Source organism: Bradyrhizobium lablabi, from assembly GCF_900141755.1.
GTDB classification, from domain to species: domain Bacteria; phylum Pseudomonadota; class Alphaproteobacteria; order Rhizobiales; family Xanthobacteraceae; genus Bradyrhizobium; species Bradyrhizobium lablabi_A.
Genome location: NZ_LT670844.1, coordinates 3174828 through 3190085 on the forward strand (window position 1 = coordinate 3174828; position 15258 = coordinate 3190085).

Consider the following 15258-nt stretch of genomic DNA (forward strand, 5'->3'; position numbering starts at 1 on the left):
TCAGGCGTTGGCGCGATCGGCCGGGATGGCCCAAAGGGAAGCCGCCGGGAGCGGTTAACTGGTCGCCGGTGCCGGCTCTTCGAAGATTGCACCAGGGCGAAGGGCGTCGAACCCCCGGCCGACCTCGTCGGCTACGGCCAGAACAATGCCCCCGCCCGAGCGAGGCGGCCGGTTACCACCTCCGCCTGCTGCGGCGCGGCCGACGACTACGCCGCGTCCGCTTCTTAGGATGGGTTGCGGCGATGGATCGCGGATGCGGTCGGGCACGCGAGTTAGGGGGGCACCACAATTCGTCATCACCCGCGAAAGCGGGTGATCCAGTACGCCGCGGCCTTTCCGTTTCATCACTGACGCTGCGGAGTACTGGGTCGCCCGGTCAAGTGTACGGCCGGTTATCATGGAGGCAGTCTAGAACCGGCCCCCCCTTCGGACCAGCCGCACGATCAACAACAGCACGACGGCGCCGATCGCGGAATAGATGATCTCCGAGATGATGCCCGAGCCGAGGTGGAAGCCGAGCCTGGGAAATATCAGGCTGGAAATGAACGCGCCGGCGATGCCGACCACAATATCGCCGATGATGCCGAAGCCGGTGCCGCGCACGATCTTGCCGGCCAGCCAGCCCGCCACCAGGCCGACGAACAGAATAACGATAATGCCTTCATTGGACAGATACATAACAGCTTCCCCCCGGTTGTACGCGAAATGCCCGCGCGCTGCGTGCGCAGCCTAGCCATAATTGGCCAACGTGACGACTCCATTTTGCGGGAGCTGCTTGCAGGATTTTCCGGGCTAGCCCGCGACGGCCGCTTCGGCGAGGATGCATCTTGCGATCCGCCCCTGTCCGGCCTGGACGTTGGGCGGCCGCTGCTCGACGCAGCGGGCTTCGGCGAAGCTGCAGCGCGGTGCAAAAGAACAACTGCTCGGCGCCTTGTCGAGCGAAGGCGGCGTCCCCGGGATGGTTTCCAGCCGCTGGCCGCGCTTGGCGCCATGGACGGTTGCGGCGAGCAAGCCGCGCGCATAAGGGTGGATCGGCGCGCGCACGATCTGGCCGAGCGCGCCCTGCTCGACGATCTCTCCGGCATACATCACCGCGACGCGGTCGCAGATTTCGATCGCGACCCCGATGTCGTGGGTGACGAAGATGACGGACATGCCGAACTCGCGCTGCAATTCGCGCAACAGCAGCAAGATCTGGATCTGCACGGTGGCATCGAGCGCGGTGGTCGGCTCATCCGCGAGCAGTATCTTTGGCTTGCAGGCGAGCGCCAGCGCGATCATGGCGCGCTGCCGCATGCCGCCGGACATTTCGTGCGGATAGGCATCGAGACGGCGTTTGGCGGAGGGAATCCGCACCACTTCCAGCATTTCCAGCGCGCGCGCCGTCGCATCCGTCTGGCTCTTGCCTTCGTGGCGCATCACGCTTTCCGCGATCTGCGCCCCGATGGTGTAGACCGGATCGAGTGCGAGGGCCGGCTCCTGAAAGATCATCGAGACGGTCTGGCCGCGAAACGCCGACAGTTCCTCGTCGCCGAGCGCCAGCACGTCGCGTCCGAGCACCCTGACGCTGCCCGAGATTTGCGTCCGCTTCCTGGGCAATAGCCGCATCAGCGCGCGCAAGGTCACGCTCTTGCCCGACCCGGACTCGCCGAGCAGCCCGAGCACTTCGCCTTCGCCCAGTGAAAAGCTGAGATCGTTGACCGCATGCACAATGCGATCGCCGGTGAAGCGAATGTTGAGGCCAGTGACATCGACGAGGTTGGTCATGCGAGTTTTGGCACGCGGGCGTGGAAATCGGTTACGCGCTGGAACGCCGCCCCGATGCGTAACAACGTGGCCTCGTCGAATGAGCGGCCGATCAGCTGCATGCCGACGGGAAGTCCATTGCGGGTAAAACCCGAGGGGATCGAAAGCGACGGCAGGCCGAGATAATTGATCGGGCGGGTAAAGCGCGTCAGCCGGTGGATCACGCTTTCCGCATCCGGGCTGTTGCCGACGTCGCTCTCGGCGATGGTCGGAGCCGGGACGGGCGCCGCCGGCGCGATCACGGCATCAACGCCGGCGGTTGCCGCCATGTGCGCCGACAGCGCCGGGCCGCGCCAGCGCAGCGCTTCGAGATAGGACACGCCGGGGATCGCAAGCCCGTTCTGCAGGCGCATCAGAACCTGCGGGCCATAGTCCTGCGGGCGCTCGATCAGCCATCGCTTGTGGAAGCTGGCTGCTTCGACGGCGACAATAAGCTGAGCGGCCGCGGTGAGCTGGCGCTGGTCCGGCAGTTCAACCTGAACGACATTCGCGCCTTCGCGCTTGAGGGTCGCGATGGTCTCATCGAGGACGCGCGCCACTTCAGGGTCGAGATCGTCGACATAGAACGAAGTTGGCACGCCGATAGTGAGACCCCTCATCGGTTCTCGCGTCGCGGCCATGTAATCCGGGATGGGGCTCGCGATCGCGGTGGGATCCTCTGGGTCGGCGCCCGCCATCAGGCCGAGCAGCAGCGCGCAATCCTCAACTGTGCGCGCCAGCGGCCCGACAGTGTCGAGCGACTGCGACAGCGGCATCGCGCCGGCGCGGCTGATCCTTCCATAGGTCGTCTTCAATCCGGTGACGCCGCAGAAATGCGCGGGCATCCGGATCGAGCCGCCGGTGTCCGAGCCGAGCGCCGCAAATGTCAGCCTTGCTGCAACCGCCGAGCCCGATCCCGACGATGAGCCGCCGGTGATGTGATCGAGCGCGAAGGGATTATGCACCGCGCCGTAATGCGAATTGTGGCCGGTCGGGCCATAGGCGAACTCCACCATCTGCAGCGAGCCGAGCCGGATCGTGCCGGCATCCTTTAGCCGCTGCAGCGCGGTCGAGGTCGTCGCCGGGACAAAATCGCGGCGGATTTTCGAGCCGCAGGTGACGACCTTGCCGGCGTCGTAATACATGTCCTTGTGCGCCAGGGGCACGCCATGCAGCGCGCCGCTGACCTTGCCCCGCGCCAATGCCGCGTCGGCGGCATCGGCCGCGGCGAGTGCGTCGTCGGCTTCGATCGCCATGAAGGCGTTGAGATGCGGCTGCCATTGCTTGATTCTCTCAAGGCAGGACTGCGTCGCCTCGCGCGAAGACAGTTCTTTTTTCGAAATCGACCGCGCGACTTCGGTCAAAGACAGCAATGCCGGTTCTGCGCTCATTTCGAAACTCTTGTCATCTGCACGAGGAGGAAGGTGGCCGGCTCCAGATCGAACGGCAATGTGCCGGCGACCGGCGCAAAGCCTTCGAAGGCGGGACCGATGGAATTCGCGATACGCGCCGCAACTTCAGGACTTGCGGGCACGCCCGCAACGTCAGCGATAACCTTGATCTCTTTTGCCGTGGGGCTTGTCATGCGGTCTCTCACTCCTTTGCCGGCGCGCGGCTATGTCCCGAGCCCGGGATCGCCATGTAGCACGCGGCCTGATGCCCCATTCTATCGATGTGGTTAAGTTTTGGCGTTGCATTTGCGCAGAGCGGCTCCGCGTACGGACAACGGGTGTGAAACCGGCAGCCCGAGGGCGGATCGATCGGGTTGGGCGGGTCGCCCGAGATCGGCGGCGTTTCAGTGCGGTTGTCCGGATCGGAAGACGGCATCGCTGCCAATAGCGCCTTGGTGTAGGGATGCGCCGGCGCGTCCCACACCTGGTCGACCGGCCCGAGTTCGACGACTTCGCCGAGATACATCACGAGCACCCGGTCGGAGATGTAGCGCACCACGTTGAGATCGTGGCTGATGAAGAGGTAGGTCAGCCCGAACTCGCGCTTGAGATCGACCAGGAGATTGAGCACCTGCGCCTCGACCGATTTGTCGAGCGCCGATACCGCTTCGTCCAGGATCACCAGGCGCGGCGACAGCGCCAGCGCGCGGGCGATATTGACGCGCTGGCGCTGTCCGCCCGAAATCTCATGCGGATAGCGATTTGCAAAAGTTTCCGGCCGCAAACCGACCTTGCCGAGCAGCTCGCGCGCCAGCGCCCGCGCGGCGCTGTCTGCCATGCCGTGGACTTTTGGGCCGAACGCGATCGATTCCTCGATCGTCAGGCGCGGATTGAGCGAGGCGTAGCTGTCCTGAAACACCATCTGCATGGCGCGGCGCAGCTCGCGCAGCGACAGCGCGCGGCCGACCGACATGCCGTCATAGATGATGTCGCCGGAATCGCGCGTCATCAGATGCATCAACAGCCGCGCAGTGGTCGACTTGCCGCAGCCGGATTCGCCGACGATGCCGACGGTTTCGCCCTTGGCGATGGAAAACGACACATCGTCGACCGCGCGCACCGTCTTGCGCTTGCTGAAGAGATCGCCGCGCACCGGAAAATGTTTTGTCAGTCCGTTGACCTGCAGCAGCGGCTGCGCCGCGCCGCCGCGGTCCTCGATCGGCTCAAGCAGTTCGACCGGTGTGTTGGTTTGGTTCATGGCTCAGTTCCGGATATCCATGGCGCTGCGCATGCCGTCGCTGAGCAGATTGAAGCCGATCGACACCGCGAAGATCATGGCGCCGGGGAGTGCCGCCACCCACGGATTGACATAGATCGCGGTGCGCAGCGTGTTGAGCATCAAGCCCCATTCCGGCTCCGGCGGTTTTGTGCCCAAACCCAGGAACGATAAGCCCGCCGCCAGGATCATCGATACCGAGATCAGACCGGTGGCGTAGACAAAAATCGGTCCGAGCACGTTGCCCAGCATGTGCACGCGCATGATGGTGAAGGGTCCGGCGCCGGAGGCGCGCGCGGCTTCGACGAAATCCATGTTGCGGACACCGGTGGTGACGCTCTCGGCGACACGGGTGATCTGCGGCACGAACACGATGGTCAAGGATACGATGGAATTAACGATGCCGGCGCCGAGCGCGCCGGAGATCGCGATCGCCAGCAGCACCGAGGGAAAGGCATAAAACACGTCGACGGTGCGCATGATCGCGGTGTTGAGCTTGCCGCCGACGTAACCGGCGACGAGGCCGAGCGAGGTCCCGACCACAAAGGCAAAGATGACAGGCAATATGCCGACAATCAGCGACAGCCGCCCGCCATAGATCAGCCGCGCCAGCATGTCGCGGCCGAGTTCGTCGGTGCCGAGCGGATAGCCCACCGTGCCGATATGGCGCAGCCTTCGGATCATCGAGCCCTGATAGGGATCGGCCAGCCCAAGCCACGGCGCGCACAGGGCTGACAGGAAGATCAACGCCAGAATGAACGCGCAGGCCATGCTGACCTTGTCGCGCGTCATGCGCCGCCCGACGGTGGCCCAATAGCCGCGCGCTTTTGCGGCAGGCCCGGCCTGCAGGGCAGCATCCGATATTGCGGGGCTGATGCTCACTTAACTCTAGCTCCGCTTGATACGCGGATCGATCGCGGCCTGCGCGATATCGACCAGGAGGTTGAGGATCACGAAGAACAGCGCCAGCACCAGGATGGTGCCCTGCAGCAGCGGCAGATCGCGCTGGAAGATCGCGGAATTCAATAACAGCCCGGAGCCCGGCCAGGAAAACACGGTTTCGATCAGGATCGAGCCGCCGAGCATGTAGCCGAGCTGCAATCCCATCACCGCCATCGCGGTCGGCGCGGCGTTCTTTATGACATGGCGAAAGACGTGGGTCTCGCGCAGGCCTTTGGCGCGCAGCGCCTCGACGAAATCCTGCGACAAGATATCGCCGGTCAGCGCGCGCACGGTGCGGGTGACGATGCCCATCGGGATCACCGAGGTGGTGATCGCGGGCAGGATCAGATAGCGGATGTGCTCCCAGTCCCATCCCCAGGCGCCGGAGCCGCCGGGGCCGGCGCCGACCGCGGGCAGCCAGTTCAGCTGCACCGAGAAGATGATGACCAGCACCATGCCGAGCCAGTAATGCGGCACCGAGACGCCGGCGATCGCGATCGAGGTCGCGACCTTGTCGACCCAGGTGTCGCGGAAATAGCCGGCGATGAGGCCGAAGAACAGTCCGAGCGTGAACCCGATCAGCGCCGCCGCGATCGCCAGCGTCACGGTGTTGCCGACCGCGCGCATGACTTCTGACAGCACCGGCCGCCCAGTCGCGATGGAATGGCCGAGATCGCCATTGACGGCCTTCCATAACCATAAACCGAACTGCACCGGCAGCGGACGATCGAAGCCATAGGCGGCGCGCAATTGATTGGCGAGTTCCTGCGACGCATCGGCGGGCAGAATCGCGACCAAGGGATCGCCGGGCGTGATGTGCACCAGCATGAAGCACACCAGCGCCACGCTAAGGACGATCGGGATCACATAGACGATGCGGCGGGCGATATAGGCGAGCACGGAATTACTTTCGGTTAGTCAGCAGAAATTCGTTCGCGAATGCGGTTCAGAGGCCAAGGCTGCAACTCCCTCCTTCGTCATGCCCGGGCTCGTCCCGGGCATCCACGTCTTACTTCCTCTGCGAGACAAAAGACGTGGATGGCCGGGACAAGCCCGGCCATGACGGCTGAAGGCCTGGCGATGCCATGACCGCTAACCTCCGCTACGGCGTCATCGAGATCGGCGAGAAGTCCACGAACCAGCTCTTCGGCTGCACGAACCCCTTGACCTTCGGGCTCATCGCACGCGGCGCGACGTCGTGGGCAACATACAGGAACGCCGCGTCGTCGACGGAGGCCGCGTGCAGTTCGGCCAGCACCTTGTCGCGCTCCGTCGGGTCGAAGGTCTGGCGCGCCTTGGTCACGAGCTCATCGAATTTGGGATTATTGATGTAACCCCAATTATTCGACACCGGCGGTGCCATCGACGACTGCAGGAATCGCACCAGCGCGAAGAACGGATCCATCGCCGCATAGGTCACATTGACCGCGTTAGAGCCGTTGGCGGAGGCGTCCTTGGCGCCGCGCCGCCAGTTGGCGAGCAGCGTGTTCCACTCGATGACGTCGAACTGCACGTCGAAGTAACATTCGGCGAGCGCCTGCTGCAGATATTCGTTCATCGGCAGCGGCATCATCTGGCCCGAGCCGGAGGCCGAGGTCTGGATCTTGACCGTCAATTTCTTGGCCGGGCCGTAACCCGCGTCCTGCATCAGTTTTTGCGCGGCGGGCTTGTCATACTTGATCTGGAAGGTCGGGTTGCCGCGCCAGGGATGGCCGGGTTCAAAGGTGCCGGTCGCCGGCACCATCAGGCCCGCGAGCAGACCGTCCCTAAGACCCTCGCGATCGATGCAGAGATTGGCCGCCTTGCGGACGCGGATGTCGTTCCAGGGCGAGCCCTCGGCGCGCGAGAACTGCCACGGCCAGACATGCGGCTCCTCGTTGGAGTAGATATTAAAGCCGCGCTGCTTGATTTCGGCAACCGCATCCGGCGCCGGCGCTTCGACCCAATCGACCTGGCCGGACAATAGCGCCGCGGTGCGCGCGTTCGCCTCCGGCATCGGCAACAGCAGCATCTTGTCGACTTTGGGGATCCGCGCCTTGTCCCAATAATTTGCGTTCTTTGCGAGTTCGAGCCGCTCGCGCGGGGTAAAGCTCGACATTTTCCAGGGGCCGGTGCCCGACGCATCCTTCGCAAAGGCGTCCCACGCGGCCTGCGATTTCGCTTTGGCATCCGCGCCGGGCGCCGCATCGAACAGCTTTTGCCATTTCGCCGGGCTCGCCATGAACAGGTTGGTGAGGTTGATCGGCAGAAAACTGTCGGGTTCCTTGGTGGTGAATTCCACCGTCATGTCGTCGATCTTGCGCGCCGAGGCCAATGTCGGCATCCGCGAAGCGGTGAGGCCGACCTGGCTCGAATCGTACTGCGGCGCATCCTGCTTCAGCACCTTCTCGACATTCCACACCACGGCATCGGCGTTGAACGGCGAACCATCGTGGAATGTGACGCCGGGACGAAGCTTGAACGTCCATTTCTTCTTGTCGGCATCGTCGACCTTCCATTCGGTCGCAAGGCCCGGGATCAGGACGCTCGGCTTGTCGGCGGAGGAGAGGTCCCACATCGTCAGCGCGTCATACATGGTGAGACCGGTGAAGCGGTTACCTTCAAACCCCTGGTCGGGCTGGCCGAGCGTGCGCGGAATGTCGGCAGCCGTCATCCCGATGCGCAAAATTGTTTCGGCGCCGGCGATCCGAGGCGCTGCCAGGCAAGCCATCGCCAGCATCAAACCCGCCGCCGCCAGCCGGCGTTTTCGTGATTTTTCGGTCCGCATCGCAACAATTCCTTCTCGACTTCGATGACTATTTCTTATGCAACCTCATGCAACGGCTGTGCCAATGGAGGGGAATTTTCTCCCAACGCCCCGTTGGCCCCACAATTCCATGTGACTGCATGCGAAGAAACAAGCAGGGATGCCTATTCTGGCATCAACCTTGCAAGCTAACACCGCGTTGGCATTAGGTATTCCGAATAATCGCCCGATGGAGCTTAGTTCATGCGCGCCCGAAATTCGAAGCTATTTGCGACCCTGGCTCTCACCCTCGCCCTGGGCCTGCCTGCCGTTCCGGCAAAAGCCGAGTCCGTGGTGCGATACGGCATCTCGATGGCCGATATTCCGCTGACGACCGGCCAGCCGGATCGCGGCGCGGGCGCCTATCAGTTCACCGCCTACACGATCTACGATCCGCTGGTCGCCTGGGAAATGGATGTGTCGGATCGGCCCGGCAAGCTGGTGCCCGGGCTCGCCACCGAATGGAAGGTCGACGACAAGGACAAGACCAAGTGGCGTTTTACCCTTCGCAAGGGCGTCAAATTCCATGACGGCAGCGAGTTCAATGCCGACGCGGTGATCTGGAATCTCGACAAGGTGTTGAACGACAAGGCGCCGCAATTCGACAAGCGGCAGAGCGCGCAGGTGAAGACCCGCCTGCCCTCGGTTGCGACTTACGCCAAGATCGACGACTCCACGGTCGAGATCACCACCAAGACCGTCGACTCCTTCTTCCCCTACCAGATGCTGTGGTTCTTGGTCTCGAGCCCCGCGCAATACGAAAAGCTCGGCAAGGACTGGGACAAGTTCGCCAGCGAGCCTTCCGGCACCGGACCATTCAAACTGACCAAACTGGTGCCGCGCGAACTCGCCGAGCTCACCAAGAATCCGGATTACTGGGACAAGAAGCGGATTCCGAAAGTCGACAGACTGGTGCTGATTCCGATGCCGGAAGCCTTGACCCGTACCAACGCGCTACTCGCCGGCCAGGTCGATCTGATCGAAACGCCGGCGCCGGACGCGGTGCCGCAGCTCAAGGCGGCGGGGATGCGGATCGTCGACAACATCACGCCGCATGTCTGGAATTATCACTTGAGCGTATTGCCCGGCTCGCCCTGGACCGACATCCGCCTGCGCAAGGCGCTCAATCTCGCGATCGATCGCGATGCGGTGGTCGGCCTGATGAACGGCCTGGCAAAACCGGCCAAGGGTCAGGTCGACCCGTCGAGCCCGTGGTTCGGCAAGCCCACGTTCGACATCAAATACGATCTCACTGCTGCGAAGAAGCTGGTCGAGGAAGCCGGCTACTCCAAGGACAAGCCGCTGAAGACAACTTTCATCATCGCCCAAGGCGGCACCGGGCAGATGCTGTCGCTGCCGATGAACGAATTCTTGCAGCAGAGTTTTAAGGAAATCGGCATCGACATCGACTTCAAGGTGGTCGAACTTGAGACGCTCTATACCCACTGGCGCAAGGGCGCGGCCGACGAAATGAACGCCGGCATCACCGCCAACAATATCGCCTATGTGACATCGGACCCGCTCTACTCCATCGTACGGTTTTTCCATTCGAGCCAGGTCGCGCCGGTCGGCGTCAACTGGGGCGGCTACAAGAACCCGAAGGTCGACGCGCTGATCGACGAAGCCAAGCAGACTTTTGATACCAAAAAGCAGGACGAATTGCTGGCGCAGGCGCATTCGCTGATCGTCGACGATGCCGTGCTGGTATGGGTGGTGCACGACACCAACCCGCACGCGCTGTCGCCGCGAATCAAGAAATTCGTGCAGGCGCAGCACTGGTTCCAGGATTTGACCACGATCGGGGTGGAGTGAATTTTCACTGTCGTCCCTGCGAAAGCAGGGACCCATAACCCCCGCTGTGGGCTGCTGATCGAGCTGCGTCCTCAGCCTCACACAACACAGACATCGGTGGTTGATGGGTCCCGGCTCAAGGCCGGGACGACAAGGGCGCTTGACCTAGAGTATGCTCTAGCTTGTAGAGAGCTGGCTGTCCCCATGCAAAAGGAGCAGCCAGATGACATCAAGCGAAAACAAACAGCTCGTCCAGACCATCATGGAAGCGCGGTCGCGCCGCGATCATGCGCCGTTCCTCGCGGCGATGGCCGATGATTTTGTCTGGCGGATTAGCGGCTCGAGCGCCTGGTCGGGCGAGTATGTCGGCAAGGCCGAGGTGCGCGAGCGACTATTAAAACCGCTCTACGCGCAGTTCATTGCGCCGTCGAGCATCACGCCGACCCGCATCCTGGCGGAAGGCGACCATGTCGTCGTGGAATGCCATGGCGACGCAACCACCATATCCGGCGAGCGCTACGCCAACACCTACTGCCTCGTCATCCGCCTGGCGGGCGGGCAATTGCGCGAGATGACGGAATATATGGACACGGCGCTGGTCGAGCGCGTGCTGCAGCTGCCGCCGCCCCGCGGCTGAATTGTTCACGATTAAACCGCCGTCTTGCGCGTGTTCTTCACGCGCCGGTGCGGCTCGACTGCGGGCCGAGCGCCATTTTCCATCCATTCGTCATAAAACTCGACCTTGGCGTCGATCAGGGCGAGCGCCTCGGTCCACCGGGTGATGTTTTGACGGACACGCACCTGGTGTCCCGCGAGCAGCGCGCGACGCTGCCGCAAAGCGGCGGCGCCCTGCTTTGCCAATGCGGTGTATTCACGCATCTGCCTGATCGACATTCCGGTGCAGCGCAGCCGTTCCATCAGATCGAGCCAGCCGACGTGATACTCGCTATAGACCCGCCGGCCGCTGCGGTCCCTGATAACACCGGGTATCAGCCCCTGCTGCTCATACCAGCGGATGGTATGAATGCTGCGCCCGGTGCGGCTCGCCATCTCGCCGATGCGAAGATCCTGTTGCATGTTCCGTTCTCCGGCTCCCGCAGTATATCGCGTGCCGTCGTTCACTTCGAGATGATGATATGATCTGGCGGGAGACCGGCTTGATGCCGCGCATGCATGGCGGTGTAGGCGGCTTCGATATGCGCCGTAAAAAGTCCGGCATCGAACAAAGGCGTCGCCAGACGATTATCAGCGAGTTTTGCCCTGATGGCAGCCAATTTCTGGTTGGTTGTCGCGAGTTCGATCGCCAAACGCTCGTACTGCTCGGATGTCGTCGTTACCAGTTCCGGAAGACCGACGGCATTGAGCAGGCTGGCCGCCACTCGGCCAACAAACGTCTCGCCGAGACAGGTCAGCACCGGTAGCCCGGCCCACAGCGCGTCGCTCGCGGTGGTGTGGGCGTTGTAGGGTAGTGTATCCAGAAACAGATCGGCCGCACGATGCCTTGCGAGATGCTCAGGCGGCGGCATCCGAGGCGCAAAAATCAGCCGCGCCGCGTCCACCCCTCGCGCATGCGCCTCTTTCCTCAGATTGTCGGCTGCCTTCGCATTGTCCTGGAGCAGCCAAAGCACGCTGCCCTCGACTTGTCGCAGGATCCGCATCCAACCATCGAAAACGGGCGGCGTGATCTTGTGGTTGCTGTTGAAGCAGCAAAACACAAAGCCGGTCTCGGGCAAGCCGAGCTCGGCGCGGGTGAACGCTTTGTCCGCAATCGGACGCCTGGTGTCGTTGACGAAGTAGCTGTCGGGCAGAAAGGCGATCCTTTCGGAGTAATGCGGCTTGTGATGCTCCGGAATCACCATGCGGTCGGCGACCATATAATCGATATATTGGGCGGCCATGGTTCCCGGATAGCCCATATATTGCACCTGGATCGGCGCAGGCCGGCGGGCGAAAATGCCGGTTCGGGAATCCGTGGTGAACCCCATCAAATCAACGGCAATGTCGATTTCGAGCGATTTGAGCAGATCGGCAATCTCTTGGTCGCTATGGGACCTCACGTCGACAAAGCGCTCGAACGATGCCTTTAGGCGGGCGCGTATTTCCGAATTGTCATCGACGCCGAATGAAACACCCGTGATCTCAAATCGGGATTTGTCATGGCATTCGAACATTCCGGCCGTCAGAAAGGAAAGTGCATGCTGGCGGAAGTCGGCGGAGAGATAAGCCACGCGGATGCGATCGTGATCATATCGCTCGCCGTGCCAAACTGGATTTTTCGCAGGCGGGAAATTCTGTGCGACCCATGTTCGAGCGCACTGCAACTGGTCTTCGCAAGACGAGGGAACAGCGAGGAAGATGAAAGGCTGGGTATTGACCAGCCCGCTCCTGACCGATGCAACCAGATGCGCGCATTCGGCCTCCCAATTGCTCCAGTCGCAGAAATGCATTTTGGCATAAAGCCGATGACCTTCCGCACCCATCAAATCGGGTCTTAGGGCGAACACTTTGTCATAGGCGGCAAAGGCTTCGTCATGGCGCCTGAGTTTGGAGAAGACGTTGCCGCAGTTTCTGTGCGCCTCCGCGTAGTCCGGCTGAAGGTCGATCGCCTTCGCATAGCTCGCAAGCGCCTGTTCGGAACGCCTTAAGGCAACCAGCGCGTTGCCATGGTTGACGCAGGCCTCCGCGAAGTTTTGATCGAGCGCCAGCGCCCGGTCGAAGCTCGCGAGCGCCTGCTCGGGACGCCCAAGATCCATCAGCGCCTTGCCCAGGTTGTTATGCGCCGCGGCGACTTTTTCGTTCAGCGCGATCGCTTTCCTGAGCAGCTCGATGCCGCGCCGGGTACGCCCTGTTTGCAGGGCGATCACGGCCAGCATATGCAGCGAATCGAAATGCTGCGGCTCTCGTTGCAGAACATCCAGATAGATGCGCTCCGCGGCCGCAAGATCGCCTTGCCGATGCAGCGCCAGCCCCTGCCTGAACCTGGATTGCAATGCCGGCCCTCATGCTGAGCGACGATGCCCGCGCCTACTTTGTCAACAATGCAAAAGCGCCGTCCCAGTCTTCGGGCGGCGGGTTTTTCTGATAACCCCGAATTCGCGCGTCGTACAAATTGTACAGATACTCGAGCGCGTGGGCGTCGTCGGTCTTGCGGCCGCGCTCGATCGCCTCCCGCGCGCCATCCCAGTCGCGGTTGCGATAACACGCCAGCATCTCGATGGTGAGGTTGCGCAGGCGCTGGAAGCGACCGGACTGTGCGACGTCCTCACGGCCGGCGATGGCGTAGATGACCTCGGGCTCCTTCTTGCCCTTGACCATGATGAAATCGAGCTCGAGGATCGCGAACTTGTCCTTGACCGCAAGCGCGGTCTTGGAGCCGACGATGATCGGGAAACCGTACTCCTTGGACTGTCCCTCGAGGCGCGAGGCCAGATTGACGCTGTCGCCGAACACCGAATAGTTGAATTTCTTGTCGGAGCCCATGTTGCCGACCACGCAGGCACCGGTGTTGAGGCCGACGCCGATGTTGAGCGGAACAAAGGGCAGCCCGGCCTCCTTGGCCTCGAGCTCACGCTGCTCGTTGAGCTCGTCGACCCGCTCCAGCATATCCAGCGCCGCCTCGCAGGCGTTGAGGTGATGCTGCTTGTCGTCGAGCGGCGCATTCCAGAACGCCATGATCGCATCGCCCATATATTTGTCGATCGTCCCCTTGCGCTCGAGGATCGCGTTGGTGAGCGGCGTCAGGAACCGGTTCATCAGCGCGGTCAGGCCCTGCGGGTCGTTCTTGTAGGTTTCCGAGATCGAGGTGAAGCCTCGCATATCGCTGAACATGATGGTCATCTCGCGCTCCTCGCCGCCGAGCACGAGCTTTTCCGGCGACTGCGCGAGCTGTTCCACGAAGGCGGGCGACAGATACTGGCTGAACGCCGAGCGGATCTGCCGCCGCTGCTTCTGCTCGCGCACGAAGCTGAAGAAAATCAGGGCCAAATAGATCGCGGTGGTCGACATCAACGGATAGGTGAAATCGATCAGGAGCCGGTAGTGCACGTAAAAATACCAGGAGGTTCCGATCAACAGCGTCCCGAACAGGGCGCCGATGGCAAGCAGCGTAGCCGGTCCGAATTGCGGCGCGAATATCACGACCAGAATTCCAAGCACGATGGCCGCCAAAAATTCGATGGCGAAGCCGTAACTCGGCTCCGACAGCACCGCATGCGTCAGCGCGCTCTCGATCACCTGGGCGTGGATTTCGACCCCCGGCATGGCGCGCGACACCGGCGTGGTCTTGATGTCGTTCAGCCCCACCGCCGAGGTCCCGATCAATACCAGCTTGCCCTTGATCTTTTCGGGAGGCACGCGGCCTTCGAGCACGTCCACTGCCGGAATCAGGATCGAAGCATCGCGGCGCGCGAAATGCACCCATAGCTGGCCATTGGCGTCGGTCGGGACCTGAAAACCCTTGACACCGATGCTTTTGATCCCGGCCTGGTCGGATTTGATGAAGATGGTGTCGGTGCCGGTGATTACCCGCAACATTTCGAAGCTCAGTGACGGCATCGTCACGCCCTGGGCCAGCAAGATCATCGGCACCCGCCGGACGATGCCGTCGCGTTCCGGATTGATCGTGAGCAGGCCGCGCCCGGCGGCGGCCTGTTCCAGAACCGCCGTATTGCGCAACAGGCCCGGGAATCTGAACATGAACCGCTGCGGGTCATCGCCCAGCATGGCGAGGCCGGTCACCGGAAGCGTCTTGTCGAGTTCGCTTCTGGCCTCGGCAAGCCCGGATTCGCCCAGCACCACGCGCGAATGCCGCATGGTATCGGCGAACACCTGATCGTTGCTCGGCAGCGCGCGCAATCTGGCCCTGGTTTCCTCATCGAGATTGCGGAACGTATCGGCGGCGACGTCGGGGTTGAGCCGGTCGGGCTCCGCGAAGATGACGTCGAAGGCGATCACGACGGCGCCGAGCCGGGTGAGGTCGGCGACCAGATCCGCGATCGTGGTCCGTGACCACGGCCACTGCCCGAGTTTGGCGAGGCTCGGTTCGTCGATATCGATAATGGCGACCGGCGAGGTCGCGAGCTTCTTGCGCGGATCGATGCGCTGGAAGGTATCGAAGGTCCGGACGCGAATCTCCTCGATCGGCGCGAAATCCGCGACCCGCAGCACCGCAATGCCGATCAATAGCGCCAGGCACACCAGCCGCGCATACCCGAACTTCCGCGCGAACCAGCGCCGCAATATCCGTAACCGCTTCATGTCATCCAGATATCACGCTCGGGCGGATTGAT

General features: G+C 62.4%; 13 protein-coding genes. 2 read left to right on the forward strand and 11 right to left on the reverse strand.

The window, feature by feature from the left end:
* Positions 1-408 precede the first annotated feature (408 nt).
* The 8 genes from B5526_RS14770 to B5526_RS14805 all read right to left on the reverse strand — a co-directional run bounded on the left by B5526_RS14770 (position 409) and on the right by B5526_RS14805 (position 8113).
* Positions 409-678 carry a GlsB/YeaQ/YmgE family stress response membrane protein gene (locus B5526_RS14770; protein WP_079539046.1) on the reverse strand — a complete coding sequence of 90 codons (270 nt, stop codon included), beginning with the start codon at positions 676-678 and terminating at the stop codon, positions 409-411.
* A 114-nt stretch (positions 679-792) separates the two neighbouring features.
* Positions 793-1767 (reverse strand): ABC transporter ATP-binding protein, encoded by a 975-nt coding sequence (locus tag B5526_RS14775; RefSeq protein ID WP_079539048.1) that lies wholly within the window; start codon positions 1765-1767, stop codon positions 793-795.
* Positions 1764-3176 (reverse strand): Asp-tRNA(Asn)/Glu-tRNA(Gln) amidotransferase GatCAB subunit A, encoded by a 1413-nt coding sequence (locus B5526_RS14780; protein WP_079539050.1) that lies wholly within the window; start codon positions 3174-3176, stop codon positions 1764-1766. The genes B5526_RS14775 and B5526_RS14780 overlap by 4 nt, the downstream gene beginning before the upstream one ends.
* Positions 3173-3370: a hypothetical protein gene (locus B5526_RS14785; protein ID WP_079539051.1), complete on the reverse strand. Its 198-nt coding sequence runs from the start codon at positions 3368-3370 to the stop codon at positions 3173-3175. Before B5526_RS14785 ends, B5526_RS14780 begins: the two co-directional genes overlap by 4 nt.
* Before the next feature lie 8 nt (positions 3371-3378).
* Positions 3379-4434, reverse strand: a complete 1056-nt coding sequence (locus B5526_RS14790; RefSeq protein ID WP_079539053.1) for an ABC transporter ATP-binding protein — start codon at positions 4432-4434, stop codon at positions 3379-3381.
* 3 nt (positions 4435-4437) lie between these two features.
* Positions 4438-5334 (reverse strand): ABC transporter permease, encoded by an 897-nt coding sequence (locus B5526_RS14795; RefSeq protein ID WP_079539055.1) that lies wholly within the window; start codon positions 5332-5334, stop codon positions 4438-4440.
* A gap of 6 nt (positions 5335-5340) precedes the next feature.
* Positions 5341-6294 (reverse strand): ABC transporter permease, encoded by a 954-nt coding sequence (locus B5526_RS14800; protein WP_079539057.1) that lies wholly within the window; start codon positions 6292-6294, stop codon positions 5341-5343.
* A 202-nt stretch (positions 6295-6496) separates the two neighbouring features.
* Positions 6497-8113 (reverse strand): ABC transporter substrate-binding protein, encoded by a 1617-nt coding sequence (locus tag B5526_RS14805; protein ID WP_244562362.1) that lies wholly within the window; start codon positions 8111-8113, stop codon positions 6497-6499.
* 270 nt (positions 8114-8383) lie between these two features.
* Here B5526_RS14805 and B5526_RS14810 point away from each other — a divergent pair, with 270 nt between their 5' ends.
* Both B5526_RS14810 and B5526_RS14815 read left to right on the forward strand, forming a co-directional pair.
* Positions 8384-9991, forward strand: coding sequence for an ABC transporter substrate-binding protein (locus B5526_RS14810; protein ID WP_079539060.1), 1608 nt, complete (start codon positions 8384-8386; stop codon positions 9989-9991).
* A gap of 202 nt (positions 9992-10193) precedes the next feature.
* Entirely contained in the window at positions 10194-10607 is a 414-nt protein-coding gene (locus tag B5526_RS14815) for a nuclear transport factor 2 family protein (protein WP_079539062.1), read from the forward strand.
* Positions 10608-10618: 11 nt separating this feature from the next.
* Here B5526_RS14815 and B5526_RS14820 read toward each other — a convergent pair whose 3' ends face one another.
* Genes B5526_RS14820 through B5526_RS14830 form a run of 3 tightly spaced genes read right to left on the reverse strand, consistent with a single transcriptional unit; the run spans position 10619 to position 15226 of the window.
* Positions 10619-11047 (reverse strand): MerR family transcriptional regulator, encoded by a 429-nt coding sequence (locus B5526_RS14820; protein ID WP_079539064.1) that lies wholly within the window; start codon positions 11045-11047, stop codon positions 10619-10621.
* A gap of 41 nt (positions 11048-11088) precedes the next feature.
* Positions 11089-12960, reverse strand: a complete 1872-nt coding sequence (locus B5526_RS14825) for a tetratricopeptide repeat protein (RefSeq protein WP_079539065.1) — start codon at positions 12958-12960, stop codon at positions 11089-11091.
* A gap of 34 nt (positions 12961-12994) precedes the next feature.
* Complete coding sequence (locus tag B5526_RS14830; RefSeq protein WP_079539067.1) at positions 12995-15226, reverse strand: CHASE2 domain-containing protein; 2232 nt, start codon at positions 15224-15226, stop codon at positions 12995-12997.
* Between the last annotated feature and the right edge of the window lie 32 nt (positions 15227-15258).